General features: G+C 41.5%; 16 protein-coding genes. 1 reads left to right on the top strand and 15 read right to left on the bottom strand.

Going from position 1 to position 17,843, the window contains the following annotated elements; translation table 11 throughout:
- Window positions 1-231: 231 nt before the first annotated feature.
- From IGI84_RS07045 to IGI84_RS06980, 14 genes are all read right to left on the bottom strand, one after another.
- Window positions 232-2,205, bottom strand: a complete 1,974-nt coding sequence (locus tag IGI84_RS07045) for an ABC transporter permease (protein WP_220426153.1) — start codon at window positions 2,203-2,205, stop codon at window positions 232-234.
- A gap of 3 nt (window positions 2,206-2,208) precedes the next feature.
- A complete protein-coding gene (locus tag IGI84_RS07040) occupies window positions 2,209-2,967 on the bottom strand; it encodes an ABC transporter ATP-binding protein (protein WP_010749611.1) in 759 nt (252 codons plus the stop codon).
- A 93-nt stretch (window positions 2,968-3,060) separates the two neighbouring features.
- The gene (locus IGI84_RS07035; protein ID WP_081118927.1) at window positions 3,061-4,044 is read right to left on the bottom strand and encodes a sensor histidine kinase; all 984 of its coding nucleotides are present in this window, start codon (window positions 4,042-4,044) and stop codon (window positions 3,061-3,063) included.
- Window positions 4,037-4,729 (bottom strand): response regulator transcription factor, encoded by a 693-nt coding sequence (locus IGI84_RS07030; RefSeq protein WP_081118926.1) that lies wholly within the window; start codon window positions 4,727-4,729, stop codon window positions 4,037-4,039. Before IGI84_RS07030 ends, IGI84_RS07035 begins: the two co-directional genes overlap by 8 nt.
- A 109-nt stretch (window positions 4,730-4,838) precedes the next feature.
- Entirely contained in the window at window positions 4,839-5,669 is an 831-nt protein-coding gene (locus IGI84_RS07025; protein WP_081118925.1) for a prenyltransferase, read from the bottom strand.
- Window positions 5,670-6,004: 335 nt separating this feature from the next.
- Window positions 6,005-6,433 carry a VOC family protein gene (locus tag IGI84_RS07020; RefSeq protein WP_081118924.1) on the bottom strand — a complete coding sequence of 143 codons (429 nt, stop codon included), beginning with the start codon at window positions 6,431-6,433 and terminating at the stop codon, window positions 6,005-6,007.
- A gap of 74 nt (window positions 6,434-6,507) precedes the next feature.
- Window positions 6,508-8,169, bottom strand: a complete 1,662-nt coding sequence (locus IGI84_RS07015; RefSeq protein WP_081118923.1) for a phosphoenolpyruvate carboxykinase (ATP) — start codon at window positions 8,167-8,169, stop codon at window positions 6,508-6,510.
- Window positions 8,170-8,727: 558 nt separating this feature from the next.
- Window positions 8,728-9,489, bottom strand: coding sequence for an SDR family NAD(P)-dependent oxidoreductase (locus IGI84_RS07010; RefSeq protein WP_081118922.1), 762 nt, complete (start codon window positions 9,487-9,489; stop codon window positions 8,728-8,730).
- A gap of 1 nt (window position 9,490) precedes the next feature.
- Window positions 9,491-9,922 (bottom strand): MerR family transcriptional regulator, encoded by a 432-nt coding sequence (locus IGI84_RS07005; protein ID WP_081118921.1) that lies wholly within the window; start codon window positions 9,920-9,922, stop codon window positions 9,491-9,493.
- Window positions 9,923-10,105: 183 nt separating this feature from the next.
- Complete coding sequence (gene rlmD / locus IGI84_RS07000) at window positions 10,106-11,479, bottom strand: 23S rRNA (uracil(1939)-C(5))-methyltransferase RlmD (protein ID WP_081118920.1); 1,374 nt, start codon at window positions 11,477-11,479, stop codon at window positions 10,106-10,108.
- 240 nt (window positions 11,480-11,719) lie between these two features.
- The gene (typA, locus tag IGI84_RS06995) at window positions 11,720-13,558 is read right to left on the bottom strand and encodes a translational GTPase TypA (RefSeq protein ID WP_016611080.1); all 1,839 of its coding nucleotides are present in this window, start codon (window positions 13,556-13,558) and stop codon (window positions 11,720-11,722) included.
- Window positions 13,559-13,687: 129 nt separating this feature from the next.
- Complete coding sequence (locus IGI84_RS06990) at window positions 13,688-14,455, bottom strand: inositol monophosphatase family protein (protein WP_430600935.1); 768 nt, start codon at window positions 14,453-14,455, stop codon at window positions 13,688-13,690.
- Window positions 14,456-14,463: 8 nt separating this feature from the next.
- Window positions 14,464-14,736: a UPF0223 family protein gene (locus IGI84_RS06985; RefSeq protein ID WP_081118917.1), complete on the bottom strand. Its 273-nt coding sequence runs from the start codon at window positions 14,734-14,736 to the stop codon at window positions 14,464-14,466.
- 208 nt (window positions 14,737-14,944) lie between these two features.
- On the bottom strand, window positions 14,945-15,850 hold the full coding sequence (locus IGI84_RS06980; RefSeq protein WP_081118916.1) for a hypothetical protein: 906 nt from the start codon (window positions 15,848-15,850) through the stop codon (window positions 14,945-14,947).
- 188 nt (window positions 15,851-16,038) lie between these two features.
- On the opposite strand from IGI84_RS06980, the gene IGI84_RS06975 reads away from it, so the two are divergent.
- The gene (locus IGI84_RS06975; protein WP_077453782.1) at window positions 16,039-16,563 is read left to right on the top strand and encodes a type 1 glutamine amidotransferase domain-containing protein; all 525 of its coding nucleotides are present in this window, start codon (window positions 16,039-16,041) and stop codon (window positions 16,561-16,563) included.
- Between the two features lie 74 nt (window positions 16,564-16,637).
- On the opposite strand, the gene IGI84_RS06970 is transcribed toward IGI84_RS06975, so the two are convergent.
- Entirely contained in the window at window positions 16,638-17,837 is a 1,200-nt protein-coding gene (locus tag IGI84_RS06970; RefSeq protein ID WP_081118915.1) for an MFS transporter, read from the bottom strand.
- Window positions 17,838-17,843 lie beyond the last annotated feature (6 nt).

The raw sequence follows: 17,843 nt of genomic DNA, 5'->3' as shown, positions 1-17,843 counted from the left end.
TTCACTATAGGTCACCTAAGGCTTTTTTTCAACTCTAAAAAAGTGGGCTAACGGGCGTGTTATCAAAAAAACACCTCAATCATGTAGCAATTCCAAAATGTTAGACCAAAAATTCTAACTTTTGAGCGTCGCTTCACGAATGGGGTGTTCTTACATTTTATTTTTGTAGCTCCTGTCGGTGACGGCTAATCCATCCAGCTATCATCTGACAAAATAGCGTTTGTCCATCTTCTACTGTTTGCGCTCCACCAATCGATAGTAGACTCTTGCGGTGATGAAATACACCAGCAGATAAATCATTGTAAACAACAGGACAGAAATAATCGTTACCGTAATCAATAAGTTACGATCCGTCAGACCAAAAAGAATCAGTAATTTTCGAATCATTGGTAAAGCAAACGCCAAATGGATGATCGCTGCCACCAAAGGAAATGAGAAGATCATCAAAACTTGCTGCTGGATCACTTGCTTGACTTCCTTATGGCTTAACCCAACTTTTTGCAAGATCTCGAAACGTTCTTTGTCCTCCATCCCTTCGGAAACTTGTTTATAATAAATGATCAATGCAGCAGCTAAAATAAAGATCACACCAAAAATCAAGCCTAAGAAGAAGAAGCCGCCGGTAAAGGTTTTTGTCTCAACTTCAAAAAGATCTTTTGATTCAACGCTCGCCTGAGCATCTGCTGCCAGAAGTTCGCTGCGAATCTCTTTTGCGATGGCTTCGCGATCGCTTGCTTCTGCTGCTTGAAAATTAAAGACTGTTGTTGTCACTGGTTGCTGGTAAAGTTGAAACTCTTCGTTTTGATACCAAGCGCTTAGCTTTTCGGCAAGCCACTGATCATCCGCCACGAGAACAAGATGCTGAACGGGGTTTTCTACTTTCGTGAATGTTGGCAGTTCTTTCAATTCCCGCAAGCGAAATTGACGATCATCGATCGTCGTCTTTTCTGGTAACGCTTGATGCGTCCAGGTGGCAGGAAAAACGAATAGTTCGTCGTCAGCTGGTCCTGTTTTCCCAGTGATTTCATGGTATTCAGAACTGGTAAGAAAAATAAGATACACGGCTTTATCTAAACTACCGCTATTTTCTTCAAAAGTGGTTGAGGGAACAAAATTTGGTTCCTCAAAGGTAAAAAGCAACGGTCTTGTTGTAGTGACTTGCTGGCGCTCTTTGATCGTTAGCTTCTCTTCAAGTCCATTAATTGCTGTGTTGATTTGCTGGGAATCAGCCGCTGACTCAATTTGAACATCGTAAGGAAAACGGGTTTCGATCACATTCTTTTGTCCAAAATAAAGACTGGCGGTCGTAGCAACGGTCACTAACACCATCGTTGATAAAATACAAATGCTTGCTAAACCAGCCGCATTTTGCTTCATCCGATACAACATGGTAGAGACATTGATAAAATGGGTCGTTTGATAATAATAGGTCGTTCGTTTTCTTAAAAACTGCAATGCTTTGATACTGCCCGCAATAAACAACAAATAGGTAGCCAAGATTACGAGGACGACGGCGACAAAGAACAGGCCTAATGCACTGATAGGAAACTTGATCGTCACAGAGATCGTATAGCCTGCCACTAAACAAAGGACACCTAATAGTGCCAAAATACCTTTTGCTCGTGGTTCTTTTTCATTTCGCTTGCTTCCCTGCAGTAATTGAAGTGGATTGGTTTTGCGTACTTGCAGTATGTCAAATAAAAATAAACAACCAAAGACGAACATAAAATACAGGATCACCAAGCCAATACTCTCAAATGACAGTTTGAAGACAAAGAACTCGCCTACGGCTAAGATTTTCTTCAGTATCAAAAATCCTAATCGTGCAAACAATAAGCCACTGATCAGTCCGGCGGCAAGGCTAATGAGAAAACTGTAAAAGAGTTCCCAAAAGACCACGAAGGCTATCTCACGTTTTCCTAGTCCTAAAACATTGTAGAGACCAAATTCTTTTTTTCGCTGCTTGATCAAAAAGTTATTGGTGTAAAAGGAAAAGATCGCCGCAAAAATCATGAGGATGATATTTCCTAAACGAAACATGAAGATGGCGCTTTGACTACTAGGAAGTTCCTTCATTCCTGGATTGTTCACGATGATTTGCGTCATCATCAAAACAGCCACCAAGAAACTCATAGATAATAAAAAGGGTGTGTAAGCTTTGGCATTTTTACGCAAATTGGAGAAGGCGATTTTTTGAAAGAACATTCGTTACTCCTCCTTTGCAAAGACAGCAGTCATTGTTTCGGCTATTGCTTCTAGAAAAGCGGTATTGCTGCGATCCCCTCGATACAGCTGGTGAAACACATACCCGTCTTTGATAAACAAGACGCGTTGTGCGCGACTGGCTGCGATCGAACTGTGAGTGACCATCACGATCGTCTGTCCATTTTGATTGATCTGTTGAAATAATGTCAGTAATTGATCAGAGGTTTTCGAATCCAGCGCTCCGGTTGGCTCATCTGCTAATAGCAGTTCCGGTTTTGTGATGATTGCTCGTGCGACAGCAACTCGTTGTTTTTGTCCGCCAGACAATTCATACGGATAGTGCTGCAATAAATCGGCGATCCCTAAAGTTTGTACGATAGGTTGAAGCTGCTTTTCCATTTGTTTGACGGAAACTTTTGATAAAACTAATGGCAATAAAATATTGTCTTTTACCGAAAAGGTGTCCAATAAATTAAAGTCTTGAAAAACAAAGCCTAAGTGATCCCGTCGAAAACTCGCTGCGTCTTTTTCTTTGATCGTGGTCAGATCGATGCCATTCAGCTGCATTTCACCCGCTGTTGGTTGGTCTAACGTCGCCATCAAGTTCAGCAACGTACTCTTTCCCGAACCTGATTCCCCCATGATAGCGACATATTCCCCTTCTTCTACCATAAAGGTAATATTTTTCAACGCTTCAACGGGTTGTCCGTTCAGCTGGCTTTGATAGATTTTTTTTACTTGTTGAATGTTTAAAAGTGTCATCTTGTTCCCTCCTTCCTTTTTAGAATAAGCTGACTGGCAGAAAAAAGCGACTTACAATAAAAACCGCAAACTTACAGTGTTGAAAGTTTGCGGCTATCGGTTATTTGTGGTGGGAAAATGAAGCGTGACGATGGTTCCGTGTCCTACTTCAGAATCAATCGCTAAACGGCAGCCGATTTTTTCAGCCGCTTGTTGACTCATATATAAGCCTAGCCCGCTCGCTCGTTGCTGAAAGCGACCATTTTGTCCCGTATATCCTTTCTCAAAAACCCTTGGCAAGTCTTCCTTGCGAATACCAATGCCGCTATCTTGAATCACCAAGGCATTGTCTTTAGTGAAAACAGTGATGCCACCGGTTTCGGTATACTTCAAGCTGTTGAAAAGAACCTGTTCAAAAATAAAAACGAGCCACTTTCGATCGGATGTCACCGTCAAATCCACCGCCATGTCCAGTTGCAGATTCTTTTTCGAGAAAAACAAGGCATACTTTTTGATCGTTTGACGAACGAGGGGCGCTAAAGCAATCGACTCAAAGACAAAATCTTCATTGGCTAAATTTTGTCGTAAATAATTCAACATCATTTGCAAGTAATCATTCACCTTAAATAATTCCGCTTTGACCTCCGTCGGTGACAACGAATCGCTTTGCACCAAAAGATCTAGCGCCGCTAGAGGCGTTTTGATTTGATGAAGCCACAAACCGAAATCTTCATAAATTTCTTCATTTTTCATGGTTGCTTTGTAATCGGACAGCGTTTTTTCTTTTGCCAGCTGCCTTAGAAGGGCTTGGTATTCGTCTTCTAAACGATTTCGAGTGGCAGGCAAGAACGCCAACGCCGCTTCCGTCATACGTTCTTTTCTTAATAAATGCTGCAGCTGCTTTCTTTTTTGTGCGTAACGAAAATAATGAAAAAGGGAAAGTCCCCCTAAGATCACCCCTGAAAAGACCACATAGTCAATGAAGGGCTCCAATGAAAGGCTATGGAGAAAGAATAGCCCAAATAAGCCCGCACTAAATAGCAGGTAAACGAGATAAAACTTTCCATTAAGCACGAAATATTCTTTCACGTTAGTCATAGGCGTGTTCCTTTTCGATCAAATAGCCTTTATTCTTTACCGTTTGGATCAAATCGGATAGTTCGATCTGGCTTAATTTTTTTCGCAAGCGGGTCATATTGACCGCTAATGTGTTATTATCGATGAATTCTTCACTATTCCAGAGCATTTCAATGATGGTCTCTTTGGCTACGATCTTCCCTCGATGCTGCAAAAGCAAGGAAAGAATCCGAGCTTCATTTGGAGACAGTGGTAACTGTTCCCCCTGTTTTTTTAATACATTTTCTGTGGGATAAAAGGTTACTTGCCCTATCTCAAAGGTCAGCGCTTGTTGGTGGCTATACTGATAGCTGCGCCGCAGCAACGCTTGGATTTTTGCCAAAACGAAGGCTAAATCAAAGGGTTTTGTTAAATAATCATCCGCCCCCATGTTCATCGCCATGATCTGATTCATCTGTTGATCCATCGACGAAAGGAAAATGATCGGAACTTCTGACGTCTTGCGAATTTCTTGGCACCAATGATACCCGTTGTAATAAGGCAGCGAAATATCTAAAAGAACGAGATCCGGTTTGATCTCATGAAACTCTTGCAAGATACTAGCAAAATTCTTTGCCGAAATACATTCGTACCCCCATTGCTGCAAATATTCTGCTAAAACAGAGACGATCGTTGCATCATCTTCAACAAGATATATTTTTTGCATGTCTTTCTCCCCTCTGTTGTTTAATCAACTGCTTCTTTACAGACAGTGTACCAGAAAAGAAAAAGAATCGTCTAGATGAGGGGAAAACTTTCAAAGGGCTGTTTTTTCCTCAATCCTCTGCCAATCGAGCAAGGATTTCTTGGTAACGCTGTGTAGCAAAGGGACTGATTTGTCCTTTTTTACAAAAATTCAGTTTCCCCAGTTTTGGTACGACCCGTTCTACGATGACATTGCCATTTTGAACTTTCGATTCAAACTGCTGCAAAGCCTCCAAAAACCGTGCGTCTTTTCTGGCAGCAGGATAAAAAGACAAGACATACAGATAATAAAAAAGATTGTACCCTCTAAAGGGATATTCTGTCTGCATAAATAATGTGCCCATCCCATAATGACAAGGACTGATTGGCTGCCGGATCTCCCAATGAGCAAGCAAAAATTCGATTGCTTGATGAAGCGTTTCCATCTGCTCACGATCATGAGTATATCGAAAGGCATCAAGGACCGTTAACGTCGTCATTGGAGTAGAAAAGTGGGTCTCCGGTCCGCGACCAAAACTATACTTATTACACTTCCAGCCGCCATCTGCTTCTTGAGTAGCAAGAAAATAGTGAAAGGTCTGTTGCAGCCGCTGGTCCCTTGCGTAACCAAGAGCACACAGCGTTCGCAAAGCCTGTGCTGTATGACAAGGATAGATCCCCCCTGACGGCGAAATTTTAAATCTGCCATCTTCTCTCCATCCTTGAAAGATCAATGCAGCTGTCTCTTTTAATAAGTTCTCCTCACGTGACATGCCAAGTTCAAGTAAATAAAGAGGACTTTCTAAGGTCGTAAAGGGTGCTCCTTTTAGTAATTTATGGTCTGGCGTCGACCATAAATCGGCGCCATGATCATATTGATGGGAAATGATTGCTTCGATGTCTTGCTGAATGCTCTGATCCATATTGATCTTCCTCCATCTCTTAAGTGTCCTGCGATCAACGCAACAACAATCCTTATTGACCCACAGTGCAACAGCTTCTAGAATGATAAAATCGACGTTTTTCAACACATGAGTTAGATTTTCATCTTCGAATTGTCCAAATGAATTTTAGAAATCAAATAGTTTTTTCCAAACGGACGTACTTTAAAAAAAGAGTGTTCTAGTTTTCCTGATAACCGGTTCTAAAAAAGATTCTCTCTGAAATCGCAAGGTCATCCGAATCTATAATGAAAGATCACCTGAATAGGAACACGCTCATGCAACAAGTTCATGCCACACTCTTTTAGTTAAAGGAATCAGGCATAATGAAATAGTTCAAAACGAATGCCTTCTGGGCTTTCAAAGAATAAGGCATAGTAGTTAGGGGCGATGCGCTCTTTGTACTCCATTGGTCGATCGTGAAGGATCTTTACCCCTAAGGCTTTTATTTTGGGAAAGATCGCATCTACTATTTCACGGCTTTCCGCCTTAAACGCTATGTGCTGAACAGAGCCAGGTTTTCTTGAATCGATTTTCTCGTTCTTCCATTCTTTTCGTGGGGAACAAATACCGAAATCAAATGAATCCCCTATATATTCTACTACTTCCATCTCAGCATGTTCTAAATACCCAAAATATTTCTTCTGAAGGTCGAAACCTAATAGTGCAAATAATTGGTCATAAAAGCCTTCTGCTTTTTTTACATCATTGACTGTGATTTGGATATGGTGAAACTGAATGCTCATAATCGCTCCTTTCTGGCTAACCAAATAAGTGTTTCAGGAAGAAAAGCCGCTTGCGAAAGTTTGATTCAATTGAATTAACTAGGAAGCTCACTTAATGTAGAAATCACCTTTTCCATTGCCTTTGCTACTTCTTTAGGCAACTTATTATAGCCATCATTTTCTGTCTCCTGAGCCAAAATAAAGTCCAACCGTCCTTGCATCCGCTCTCTTAAATAAGCAACATAAGAGACATCTTGAAAATCAACTTCAAAGCCTGTTACTGGCAGGAAACTCATCTCTGTGATCCCGCCAAAATTTTTAAATTCAGCCTTATCTTCTACGATTTTTTCAATCAATGTCAGCGTGATTTCAGGCGTGACTTTCTTGTCTTTGAAAAAGCCTGTATTTAGAATATAACAAGCCGTTTGGTTTTCTTTGAATAAGTGCATGAAATGAGCAAAATCTTCTCCTAAAGGATAAACTCTAAATGGATTGGCATAAGGTTCGATGACCAGTTTATCTATATCCGTGGTCTCGACAACATGTTCAGCTGTCGTACGCTTCGTAGCTAAGGTCAAACCAAAAACAGCGGCTAAAATCGGATCGTCAATTTTTACTACAGGAGGCAGCGTGTCATCTTTCATGATCCAAAATACTGCATCGATTGGCGAATCTAAATGATCCACCCGATTAGGTGTGACATACCGTGATTTGACGGTTCGGCCATTCCCGTTACGAATATCTTGGGTCACGAGGACCTTTTTTCCTCCCTCGTCCAAAGTAACCCCAACATTTTGACAGGTGATAAAGTAGCGGACATTTGGGTTGGTTAATGGATAATCTTGCGTTTTATCAAAATAAGAAGGCTCCAGAGCAGTGGACGCACCATTTGTTTGATTAATCACAAACGCATCGTCATGCAGAACCTTGATCTCATATTTGCCATCATGTTCCGCCAATGTGATAGTCGATTTTCCTGATCCTGAAAGACCAAAAGCAGCCATCGTAAATGTTCGATTCGGTAACTGATATTGCTTCATTCCCCCATGACACGCCACAAAGCCATTGCGATGCGCGGTAGCCCAAGCCAAAGTTAATGTCGCTTTTTTCAATTCACCAAAATAGTTTAAGCCTAAGACTGCCGCAACATTGTGTTCAGGATCAAAGAGAGACAGCCCATAAGGAAAATCAGGATGAGACCAATCTGGATCAGCGTACAAAAAAATGTCCGTCTCTGGATATTCTTTGGAACGTTGATACCTTTCCTCCCATGATTTCGTCATCAATTGAAAATTCAACAAATAAGAGTAAAAATTGGTTTCATAGTGCTCTGGTAACAACAGGTGAGCTTTGACCATAAACGCTTCGTCTAATCCTACAACAACTTCACTGCCATAAAATTTTTTACGTGTCCCTTGAAATAAAGCATCTCTTAAAATCCCTTCATACAATTTTCGATCAATCCCGGGATGTCCGATGATGCGTCGAGCTGCTGCTGTCCTTCCGACTACTTTTCCGTCATTGAACACGATGACTTTTGCATCCTCTGGTAAACCTAGCTCTTCGGTGTGGGTGACCGGCATATCCGTAAGAATAGCGCCAGAAGATTCTTTTGCTAAGTGATAAGCAGTGGCTAGATCATCAATCCAAGTGACATTGTTCCCATAAAAAGCTGACTCTATCAACACTTTAAAACTCGACAAATGCGTATTCTGCGGTGTAATCTCTTTGTGTGAAAATGCACGAATCGTTGCCATGTGCAATCCCTCCTAACAAAAATTTTCTATTCACTACGTTTATTATAATACTTTCTAATCACCACATGCCATATTTTTATACACATTAACTATAAATTGCTAATCATCACATAGTTTGAGCTTGGAGGTCTGTTTCTCTTTGGTTTTGGTGCAAGCGGACAAACTAATCGGGAAAAACAGCCAGAACGATTTCCCTCTCTCCTTTGAAAAAGAACCATTTAACCGAATAATGAATTATGGTGAAATATCAAAAAAAACTGAGATATAGCAAATTCTGAATTAGTTTTTATTTTAAACTTTATTCTTTCATAGAAATGATAAGCATTTAATAGGCTAAATGAATAATTTTTGATTAGTTTGTTATTATCCGTTTGACTATTCCAACAATTCGTTTGTTTTCTGTGAACACCCTGTCTTTTTATAAAATTTACTACGCCACAATCATGATAATCATAGGAAGAAGGATTGGCTGACAGATTATTCAGAAAAGAACTATAAATTATTCTTATAAAAGAAATTTAAGCATTTGAGGGTAAGGTAGACTATTCTATGCTCAGGTTACAACATTTTTTTGGTCAGCCAACCGATGAAGGAATATGGTAATATCCGTGAACTTGCCACCAAAAGCTTATTATATACGCCAGGAATAACAACTGCCTTTCTCTTGCACATTGCATGAAAGCCAGCTTTGGCAACCTTGTCAGGTGACATCACAAACAGCTTGAACAGCAATGTATTTTCTATATCTGCTTTCTCGGCAAACTTTGTGTTGGTGGAGCCGGGACAGAGGGTAGTTACCGATACGCCTGTACCACGCAATTCCGAGTTGACAGCTTTTGAAAGGTGCAGGACGTATGCCTTTGTTGCAGCATATACTGCATCTTTGGGGCAGGCAATATAAGAACCGGTGGAACCAACATTCAAAACCCGGCCAACCCCATTCTCGGTCATTGCAGGGATAAATAGTTTCATCATGTCTGTCACAAAATTCACATGCAGCTCAATCATCTCACGCTCACGCTGGGCATTTGTTTCTGCAAATAAGCCTGCTTCATTAAACCCCGCATTATTTACCAAGATATCAATGCTCCAGTTGTTTGCTTTGATCATCTCATATATGCTCTGTGCTGCGCCCGGCTGCTCTAGATCATACACTAAACTGTCAACTCGGTTATGGGGCGTTTGTAAGTTTTTCTGCTGTTCCAACAATTGATCAGGATTTCGGGATACCAGAATCACATGATATCCTTTTTCTGCAAAAATAGCGCTTAACGAATATCCTATGCCACTGGTTGTACCGGTGATCAATACAGTTTTCATTTCATTCACCCGCCTGTCTATTGTCGAACAATTCAGATTCTTCTAAAAAAGAACGGCATGGTTTGCTTTGACTGCGTTCCATCATTTCCTGGTAAAAAGCAACTTTGGCTTCCATCCATTTTAATGAAGACTGCATCAGCTTAATTTTCTCTTCGACAGACTGCTTGTACTGTAATACGAGTTTATACCTATCTGGAATTGTTTCAGGCCCTTGCAGCAAAAGCTGTGTGTACTTTCGTATTTCACGAATAGGCACCCCAGTTTCACGCATCATCACAATCATATACAGCCATTCAATGTTCTCTTCTGAATAAACTCTGTTTCCTGCTGCATTCCTCTCAATGGGAGGCAGCAATCCAGCTTTCTCATAATAGTGCAGGGCAGGAACAGAAATTCCTATTTTTTTAGCAACCTCATGTGCGATATATTCCATATTTTTTCACCTCATTATAAAGCATACACTATAAAGTGCGCTTTAGCACAAGACTAAATAAATCATATTGAGAATTTATTTAGTAATAAAAACCCACAGTTCACCGCTAACTTCGGCTACTGTGGGTTTTGATCGTTAAGAACTTACTTATCTATGCTGGTAAAAGAATAGTTAGTCATTTTCTCAGCCTTCTTGCTTTGATAACAACACGACACACTCCACATGGGTCGTTTGCGGGAACAAATCAACAGGTTGGACTTCTTTTGTCACATACCCTTCTTCTTCAAACAACGCGAGGTCACGAGCCAAGGTTGCTGGATTGCAGGAAATGTAGACGATGCGCTCTGGTTTAACCGCAGCGGTCGTTTCAATAAAGCTGGCATCTAAACCTTTGCGAGGTGGATCAACGAAGACGACCGTCGGTTGAATGCCTTCGCGTAGCCATTGCGGCATGATTTTTTCGGCTTTACCGATAAAGTAATGCACGTTTTCGACACCATTTCTTTTGGCATTGGCTTTGGCATCGTTCACTGCTTCAGGAATGACTTCCATCCCTAACACTTCTTTCACGCGATCAGCCAAACTAATCCCAATCGTTCCGATTCCTGCATAAGCATCCACAACGACATCATTTTCAGACAGTTGCGCCATCTCGAAGGCGGTTTGATACAAGACTTCTGTTTGCGCTGTGTTGACTTGGTAGAAAGATTTCGCTGAGATTTGGAAGGTTTTACCTAATAATTGATCATCGATCGATGACTTGCCATACAACACACGCTCGAATTCGCCCATGATCACATTGGTTTTTTCTTCATTGATGTTTTGAATGACAGAAACAACTTCTGGAATCTCTTCGTGGATCACTTCCGCGATCTCTTCTCCCTTGAAGAATTTCGGTTTACGTGTCACTAATACGACCATCATTTCACCTGAGTGATGCCCACGACGCACGACAATGTGGCGTAAGAAACCTTCATGGGCTTCTTCATTGTAGGCTTTGACATTGAACCGCTGCAAAATATCTCTGACTTTGATGATTGCTTGATCGATGTTTGGATCTTGAATATAAAAGTCTTCGATCGGTACCAGAGTATGGCTGTTTTTGCGGTAAAATCCAGTCGTTAATTTTCCATGAATCTTTTGCACAGGGATTTGCGCTTTGTTGCGATAACCAAATGGTTTTTCCATCCCAATTGGTTCATTGACCTTGATTTCAGGCAGTTTGGCGATTTTAGCCAAAACATTCTCTACTTGCTGCTGTTTGAAGGCTAATTGTTTGTCATAGCTCAAATGACTCAACGGGGCGATCCCGGTGCGCAACAATGCTTCATTCGGTAATTCTTGCCGATCAGGACTTGCTTGCAACAGTTTCATCACTTTGGCAAAACCAAATTTGTTGCCGACTTTCAACACTTTGACTAAGGCACGTTCATTTGGCAGGGTGTTTTCAATAAATAATAAGTACCCATCGACTTTGGCGATCCCATTTCCTTCATGGGAAAGGTCCAAAATATCGACTTCAAGTTCCTGATTCTTTTTAACAGGATAATTTTTCATAGATTTCTCCTTTGTGCTTACTTTCTCCATTTTAAAAAGGAATGGTCGAAATTGCAAGCGCTGCTTATTTTAACGGTTCAACAGATCGGGTAGACGTGCAAAAAAGAACCGAAGGAGGGAAATCGGCTGATTGCTTTTCTAGGGGTTGCGGCGAAGAGCCGCTGCACCACAGGAGCAATCCCTTTTCCATCCTTCGGAAAATCGAACAGATCAGAAGTTGGTAAAAACCTCGATCATTGTTTATTTGTCAGCTGTTTTTTTCTTTTTCTGTGATTTTTCCCGTTCGCTCTTGTTTAAGATTTGTTTTCTCAAACGAATGCTTTCTGGTGTTACTTCACAGTATTCGTCATCGTTCAAGAACTCCAATGATTCTTCTAGTGAAAGGATTCTTGGTTTCTTGATGACAGATGTTTGGTCTTTCGTCGCTGAACGGACGTTGGTCATTTGTTTTGCCTTCGTAATATTGACCGTTAAGTCATTGTCACGAGAGTTTTCGCCGACGATCATTCCTTCATATACTTCAGTACCTGGTTCAACGAAGACCGTTCCACGTTCTTCAATACTCATGATTGAGTAAGTTGTTGCTTTTCCTGTATCGATCGATACAAGTGCGCCGTGGTGGCGTCCGCCGATTTGCCCTTGAATCATTGGCAAGTATTGGTCGAAGGTATGGTGCATGATACCGTAGCCGCGAGTCATTGATAAGAATTCTGTCGTATAGCCGATCAAGCCACGAGCTGGTGCTAAGAAAATGATCCGTACTTGTCCATTTCCTGTATTGATCATATCTTGCATTTCTGCTTTACGAATCCCTAGTGATTCAATCACTGAACCCATGTATTCTTCTGGTGTGTCGATTTGCACTCGTTCAAATGGTTCGCATTTCACGCCATCAATTTCGCGTTCGATAACTTCTGGACGAGAAACTTGCAATTCAAAGCCTTCACGACGCATGTTTTCGATCAAGATCGACAAATGAAGTTCGCCACGTCCTGAAACAGTCCAAGAATCTGGTCCGATTGGTTCAACACGTAGAGACACGTCTGTTTGTAGTTGCGCCATCAAGCGTTCTTCAATTTTACGAGCGGTTACGAATTTCCCTTCACGACCTGCAAATGGTGAGTTGTTCACGACAAAGGTCATTTGTAACGTTGGCTCATCAATGTGTAAAACAGGCAATGAATCTTGGTGATCGATCGGTGTGACTGTTTCACCAACGAAGATGTCTTCCATCCCAGAAACAGCGATCAAATCGCCAGCTTTCGCTTCTTGGATTTCTAAACGTTTCAAACCGAAGAAACCGAATAATTTTGTGACACGGAATTTCTTCACTTGGCCATCAAGTTTCATCAAAGCAACTTGGTCACCAACTTTGATCGTTCCACGGAAGACACGTCCGATTCCGATACGTCCAACGTAGTCATTGTAATCAAGTAAAGATACTTGGAATTGCAATGGCTCATCGCTGTTGTCGATTGGCGCTGGAATATGTTCGATAATCGTATCAAACAATGGTGCCATCGTTTTTTGTTGATCGGCAGGATCATCTGATTCACTTGAGGTCCCGTTGATCGCTGAAGCGTAGATCACTGGGAAGTCCAATTGGTCATCGTCTGCACCTAATTCGATAAATAGTTCTAAGACTTCATCTACCACGTGCTCAGGACGAGCAGATGGTTTGTCGATTTTGTTAACAACAACGATTGGGACTAAATGTTGTTCCAACGCTTTTTTCAATACGAAACGTGTTTGAGGCATCGTACCTTCATAAGCATCAACAACTAAAACAACACCATCGACCATTTTCATGATCCGCTCTACTTCACCACCGAAGTCCGCGTGTCCTGGGGTATCCATGATATTGATTTTGGTTCCGTTGTATTCAACCGCTGTATTTTTCGCTAAGATCGTGATACCACGTTCTTTTTCGATCGCATTTGAATCCATCGCCCGTTCTTGTAATTGGGTATGGCTATCTAACGTTTGGGATTGTTTCAATAATTCATCAACTAATGTAGTTTTTCCGTGGTCAACGTGGGCAATAATAGCGACGTTGCGGATATCATTTCTAATATTCAATTTATAAACTCCTTTTTTGGTGACATTGCACTCGACAAGCCATTATACCAGAATTTCTTTCTGAAATATAGTGCAAAGTTTTCATTTTTACAGAAAAAACCAGATATTAAAAAAATATCTGGTTTTTTCTTATTGATTGACGATCGCCAATAATTCTTCAAAAGCTTTCGGTGTACCGCCGACAAACAATTCCCGTCCATTCAGGGATAATGGATCACCTTTGATGTTTGCCATTTTTAATCCAAGGGTTTCTAACAAAACGCCCCCTGGCGCATAATCCCATGGCGCAAGATGAGAAAGATAGCCTGCTCTTTGTCCTTTAGCGAGGGCGATCAGCTCTACTCCAGCACATCCAGTCATACGAATACCTAATGCTTTGTCACTGACCTCAGTTTCATGGTGGCGGTTATGGATCAACATGGGTGAATTCAAGCCAACGAGACCTTCGGATAAGGCAATATCTTTCGGGGGTTCGATCTTCTTGCCATTGTTATAGACACCAATCTCTGGACCACCCCATAAGAATTCATCTTTCATGACATTATAGACAAAGCCAAAGCGCCCTTTGCCCTCTTCGTAAATCGCGATCATGATACAAAAGTTTTCTTTTTCTAAAACGAAATTCATCGTTCCATCGATCGGATCAATGATGAAGACCCGCCCACTCATGTCAGCAAGTGTGTCCAGTCCGTTTTCTTCACCTAAAATTTTGGCATCCGGATCATAGGATTGGATCTTACCAATCAGAAAATCTTGCGTGGCTTTATCCAATTCTGTCACTAAGTCTTTCCGTCCTGATTTTGTCTCGACCACCAAGTCTTCTTTATTTAAATTGTCTTTGATCGTTTCGCCTGCAGCGATCATCCACTGGCGAACTTCATTAACGATTTCATGCATTCGTTGATCTACCCTTTCATTTTTAGTTTTCCCTCAGTCTTTTTCGCTGCCTGCACGGCATGGTATAACGAATAGCCTGATAGTTCTTCAAATTCTCTACCTAAACGGCGTTCCTCGCCAATGCTGGGAACGACTTTTTTAAAGGCTTGATACGCCTCAAGAAACGTACTACTAGGAAGGCCTTTTTCATAGGCTTGTTCTAACCGTTCCCACATCTTCATGACGATGACCATTTCATCCGTCGACCAATCTAAGTCCAGAGGATATTGATAATCCCGCATATTACCACTCCTATTCATCTTATTCAGTGTACCACAAAATTGAAAATAGGTCAGAGCCTCCACTGCAAAAAAAAGTACATCCTGGCAATGAATGTACCTCTTGTTTACAAACTATTGGGATTTTTAGAAGCTGAACTCCATGAATCTCAAATAAGAAGGAAATTCCTTTGTTCTTTCAACGAGATCGCTGATTAAAAGATGGCCGATTTCAAAAAGGTTCGTCTAGAAAAGCCCGCAAAAACAAAAAATTTTTAATGATAGCAATTGATTTCCACCACTGTTTACTAATGAAAAACTCTGGGTAATCCGTTCCCCATTGCCATGGAATGACAAATGATCCGTCTGCTTGTTGGTGTTCTAAAATTTTTTGAGCTTCTTTTTTACATAATTCTTCACTAAAGATCCCAAGCAGCTGCTCTCTTGTAAAGAAAAAATTTGAAGGTTTGCTGACATAAGATGTGAACCACTCTTCTGGCTCGTTTGAGACTGTATGGCGAATTTGCTGAAATAAGATCTCGCGAAAGCGTTCATTTGCTAAAACAGGCTGATACTGGATTTCTTCACAGTCTTGTAATAATTCTAGATAGACGACTAATGTGTGCATTTCACTGGTTGGCTCATTAAGAAAACTTGCAACCGCTGTTTCGGCGATTGCTTGTGCTTTTTGATAGAGGGTCGTTTCCCCTGTCCTTAAGATCGTACCAGCTAGACTGACCGTTGGGTTGTCTGCTGGCACGCCCACAGGACTCTCCCACCAAATCGCATGCGGATAGGATACCGTTGACGGCACTTGGTTGAACCATTTCCCTTCAGAAAATTCTTTTCCACTAGCTAAATACCTTAGAATCCCTTGGACTTGTGGATTTGTCGAATGAAGGCATTCAAGCTCTCTTAAAATTCGACATGCCTCCCACACTGCAATTGGTGTACTGTTGGGATTCCAATGATCAGGTTCCAAACCATGCCCATACCCCCCATCTTCATTTTGGTAGACTTGTAACGCCTGTAAGACAGCCTCGCGAGATCCATTTTCAAAATGGTACTGCCAACGAGCAAGGTCTACAGGGCGCGCGTTTTTGTAAATAAATTTTCGAGCTTTTTCGAATGCTTCCACATCTTCGTCTCCTTTGGCTTTCTTTTATTATCGCTCACTTTCCTAATGATTACAACGCTTACATCAATACCATTGCTCTGAATGACCATTCTCAAAATAGCTCCTTGGCATTTTTTAAGAAGCATACTTTTGGTGTTTCTCTTTGCATGATGTTACAGTAAGAATAACAAGAAAAAGGAGGAATTCTCTTGCGTTTAGAAAACAAAAAAATCATTGCCTTAGTCGACAATGATTTCGAAGATTTAGAACTGTGGTATCCGGTCCATCGGTTACGGGAAGAAGGCGCACAAGTCGATTTAGTCGGTGAAGAAGCGCATAAAACGTATATTGGCAAATACGGCGTACCCGCAGAATCAGCCTTTGCTTTTTCTGATATTCATGCCGATGACTACGATGCCATCTTAGTTCCAGGTGGTTGGGCGCCTGATAAATTGCGACGTTTCCCAGAGGTCATCTCTTTCGTGCAAACGATGGACAAAGACCAAAAAATCATTGGTCAAATCTGTCATGCAGGCTGGGTCTTGATTTCTGCGAATATCCTGCAAGGCAAGACGGTCACCAGTACACCAGGCATCAAAGATGATATGACAAATGCTGGAGCCACATGGGTCGATACACCTGTTGTTACGGATGGACATATCGTTTCCAGCCGCCGTCCCCCAGATCTACCAGACTATATGCGGGAATTTATCGCTGTATTAGAAAAGAAATAGTACCCGTTGATCAGATTCAAAAGAGTTGCGACCGAAGCAAATACGGCCGCAACTCTTTTTTTTTTACCTATCGATCATTCGCTTACGATCGCTAATTTCTTGTCGCTTTTAGGGATTTTTTTCACACCGATAAAGGTCAATGCAGCACCCAAAACGGCAAACCCAGTCCCAATCAAAAGCATTTCCCAGACACCGAAGCTTTGGATCAGCATCCCCCCTAAAAGATTGCCGATCACGCCACCGATCGTGGTAGCAATAATGATGATCGTTTGTCCAAAAACCCGGTCTTCATCTGCCAAACTATGGTTGAACAAATAAGCCGAAGCTGGAATAAACAAAGCAAAACTAACCCCTTGCATCAAATGGCTCATTTCCATCAGGATGATGGAGCTGATCAACAGCATCAGCACCCCACGAATGGCAAAGGCAACACTGGAAAACAACAGCCAAAAACGGCTAGACCGTATCCTCACTAACTGTTCAAAGAAAATCATGCCTGGCAGTTCGCATAACGCCGCAACCATCAGGGCGATGCCAACTTCCTTACTGCCACCGCCAATATCGGCAAAAATTTGTGCCAAAAAACTGTTGATCATCGTGTGGAAGCTGAAGAGAAAGCTAAACCCGACAAAGAGAAAGAGTAAAAAAGGATATTTTTTCAAAAAGGCACCTGAATGCCTTTGTTCTGTAAGCATCACGGGCATTTCTGGCTTCTTGATCGCTGGCAGCAAAAGCAAAATAATGAGAAACAAAACGGCCTGCCCGATAGCAATCATTGGCAAAAGGGCTGCCGAAAACTCCTCCAAGAGCTGCCCCAGTAAAAAGGAGGTCCCCGCAAATCCTAGTGATCCACCCGCACGCGAAAAGCCAAAATTGATTTTGTTGCCGCTATTCGTGTATTCAAATGCCAAGGCGTTGAGAAAGGACTGCATGGAAACGAGCAAAATCCCTCCTAAAACATAAGTCAGTATCGATAATGCAGGGAAAATCACACCTGCTAAGAGCACCGTGACCACGCCGATTGTCATCGTTTTCAATACAACGATCAGCGGTACTTTGCTTTTTTTGATAATGACTTGACTGATGAAGGGCTGCAAAATCGTAGACGCAATATTGACTAAGGCTAAAATACCGCCAATTTTTGCTGGATCGACCTTGAAATAAATCAAAAAAAGGGTCGCAAAGCCATAGATTGAGCAAAACATCATCCAATAAAGAAATTGCAAACTTGTGTAGTAAAACCGAATCCTCTTGTCACTCGCATGATTACGCATACATCC

The organism is Enterococcus sp. DIV0008 (assembly GCF_050542615.1).
Classification (GTDB): Bacteria; Bacillota; Bacilli; order Lactobacillales; family Enterococcaceae; genus Enterococcus_D; species Enterococcus_D innesii.
The sequence above is the reverse complement of the archived record's forward strand: the minus strand, read 5'-3'. Positions and strand labels throughout refer to the sequence as shown.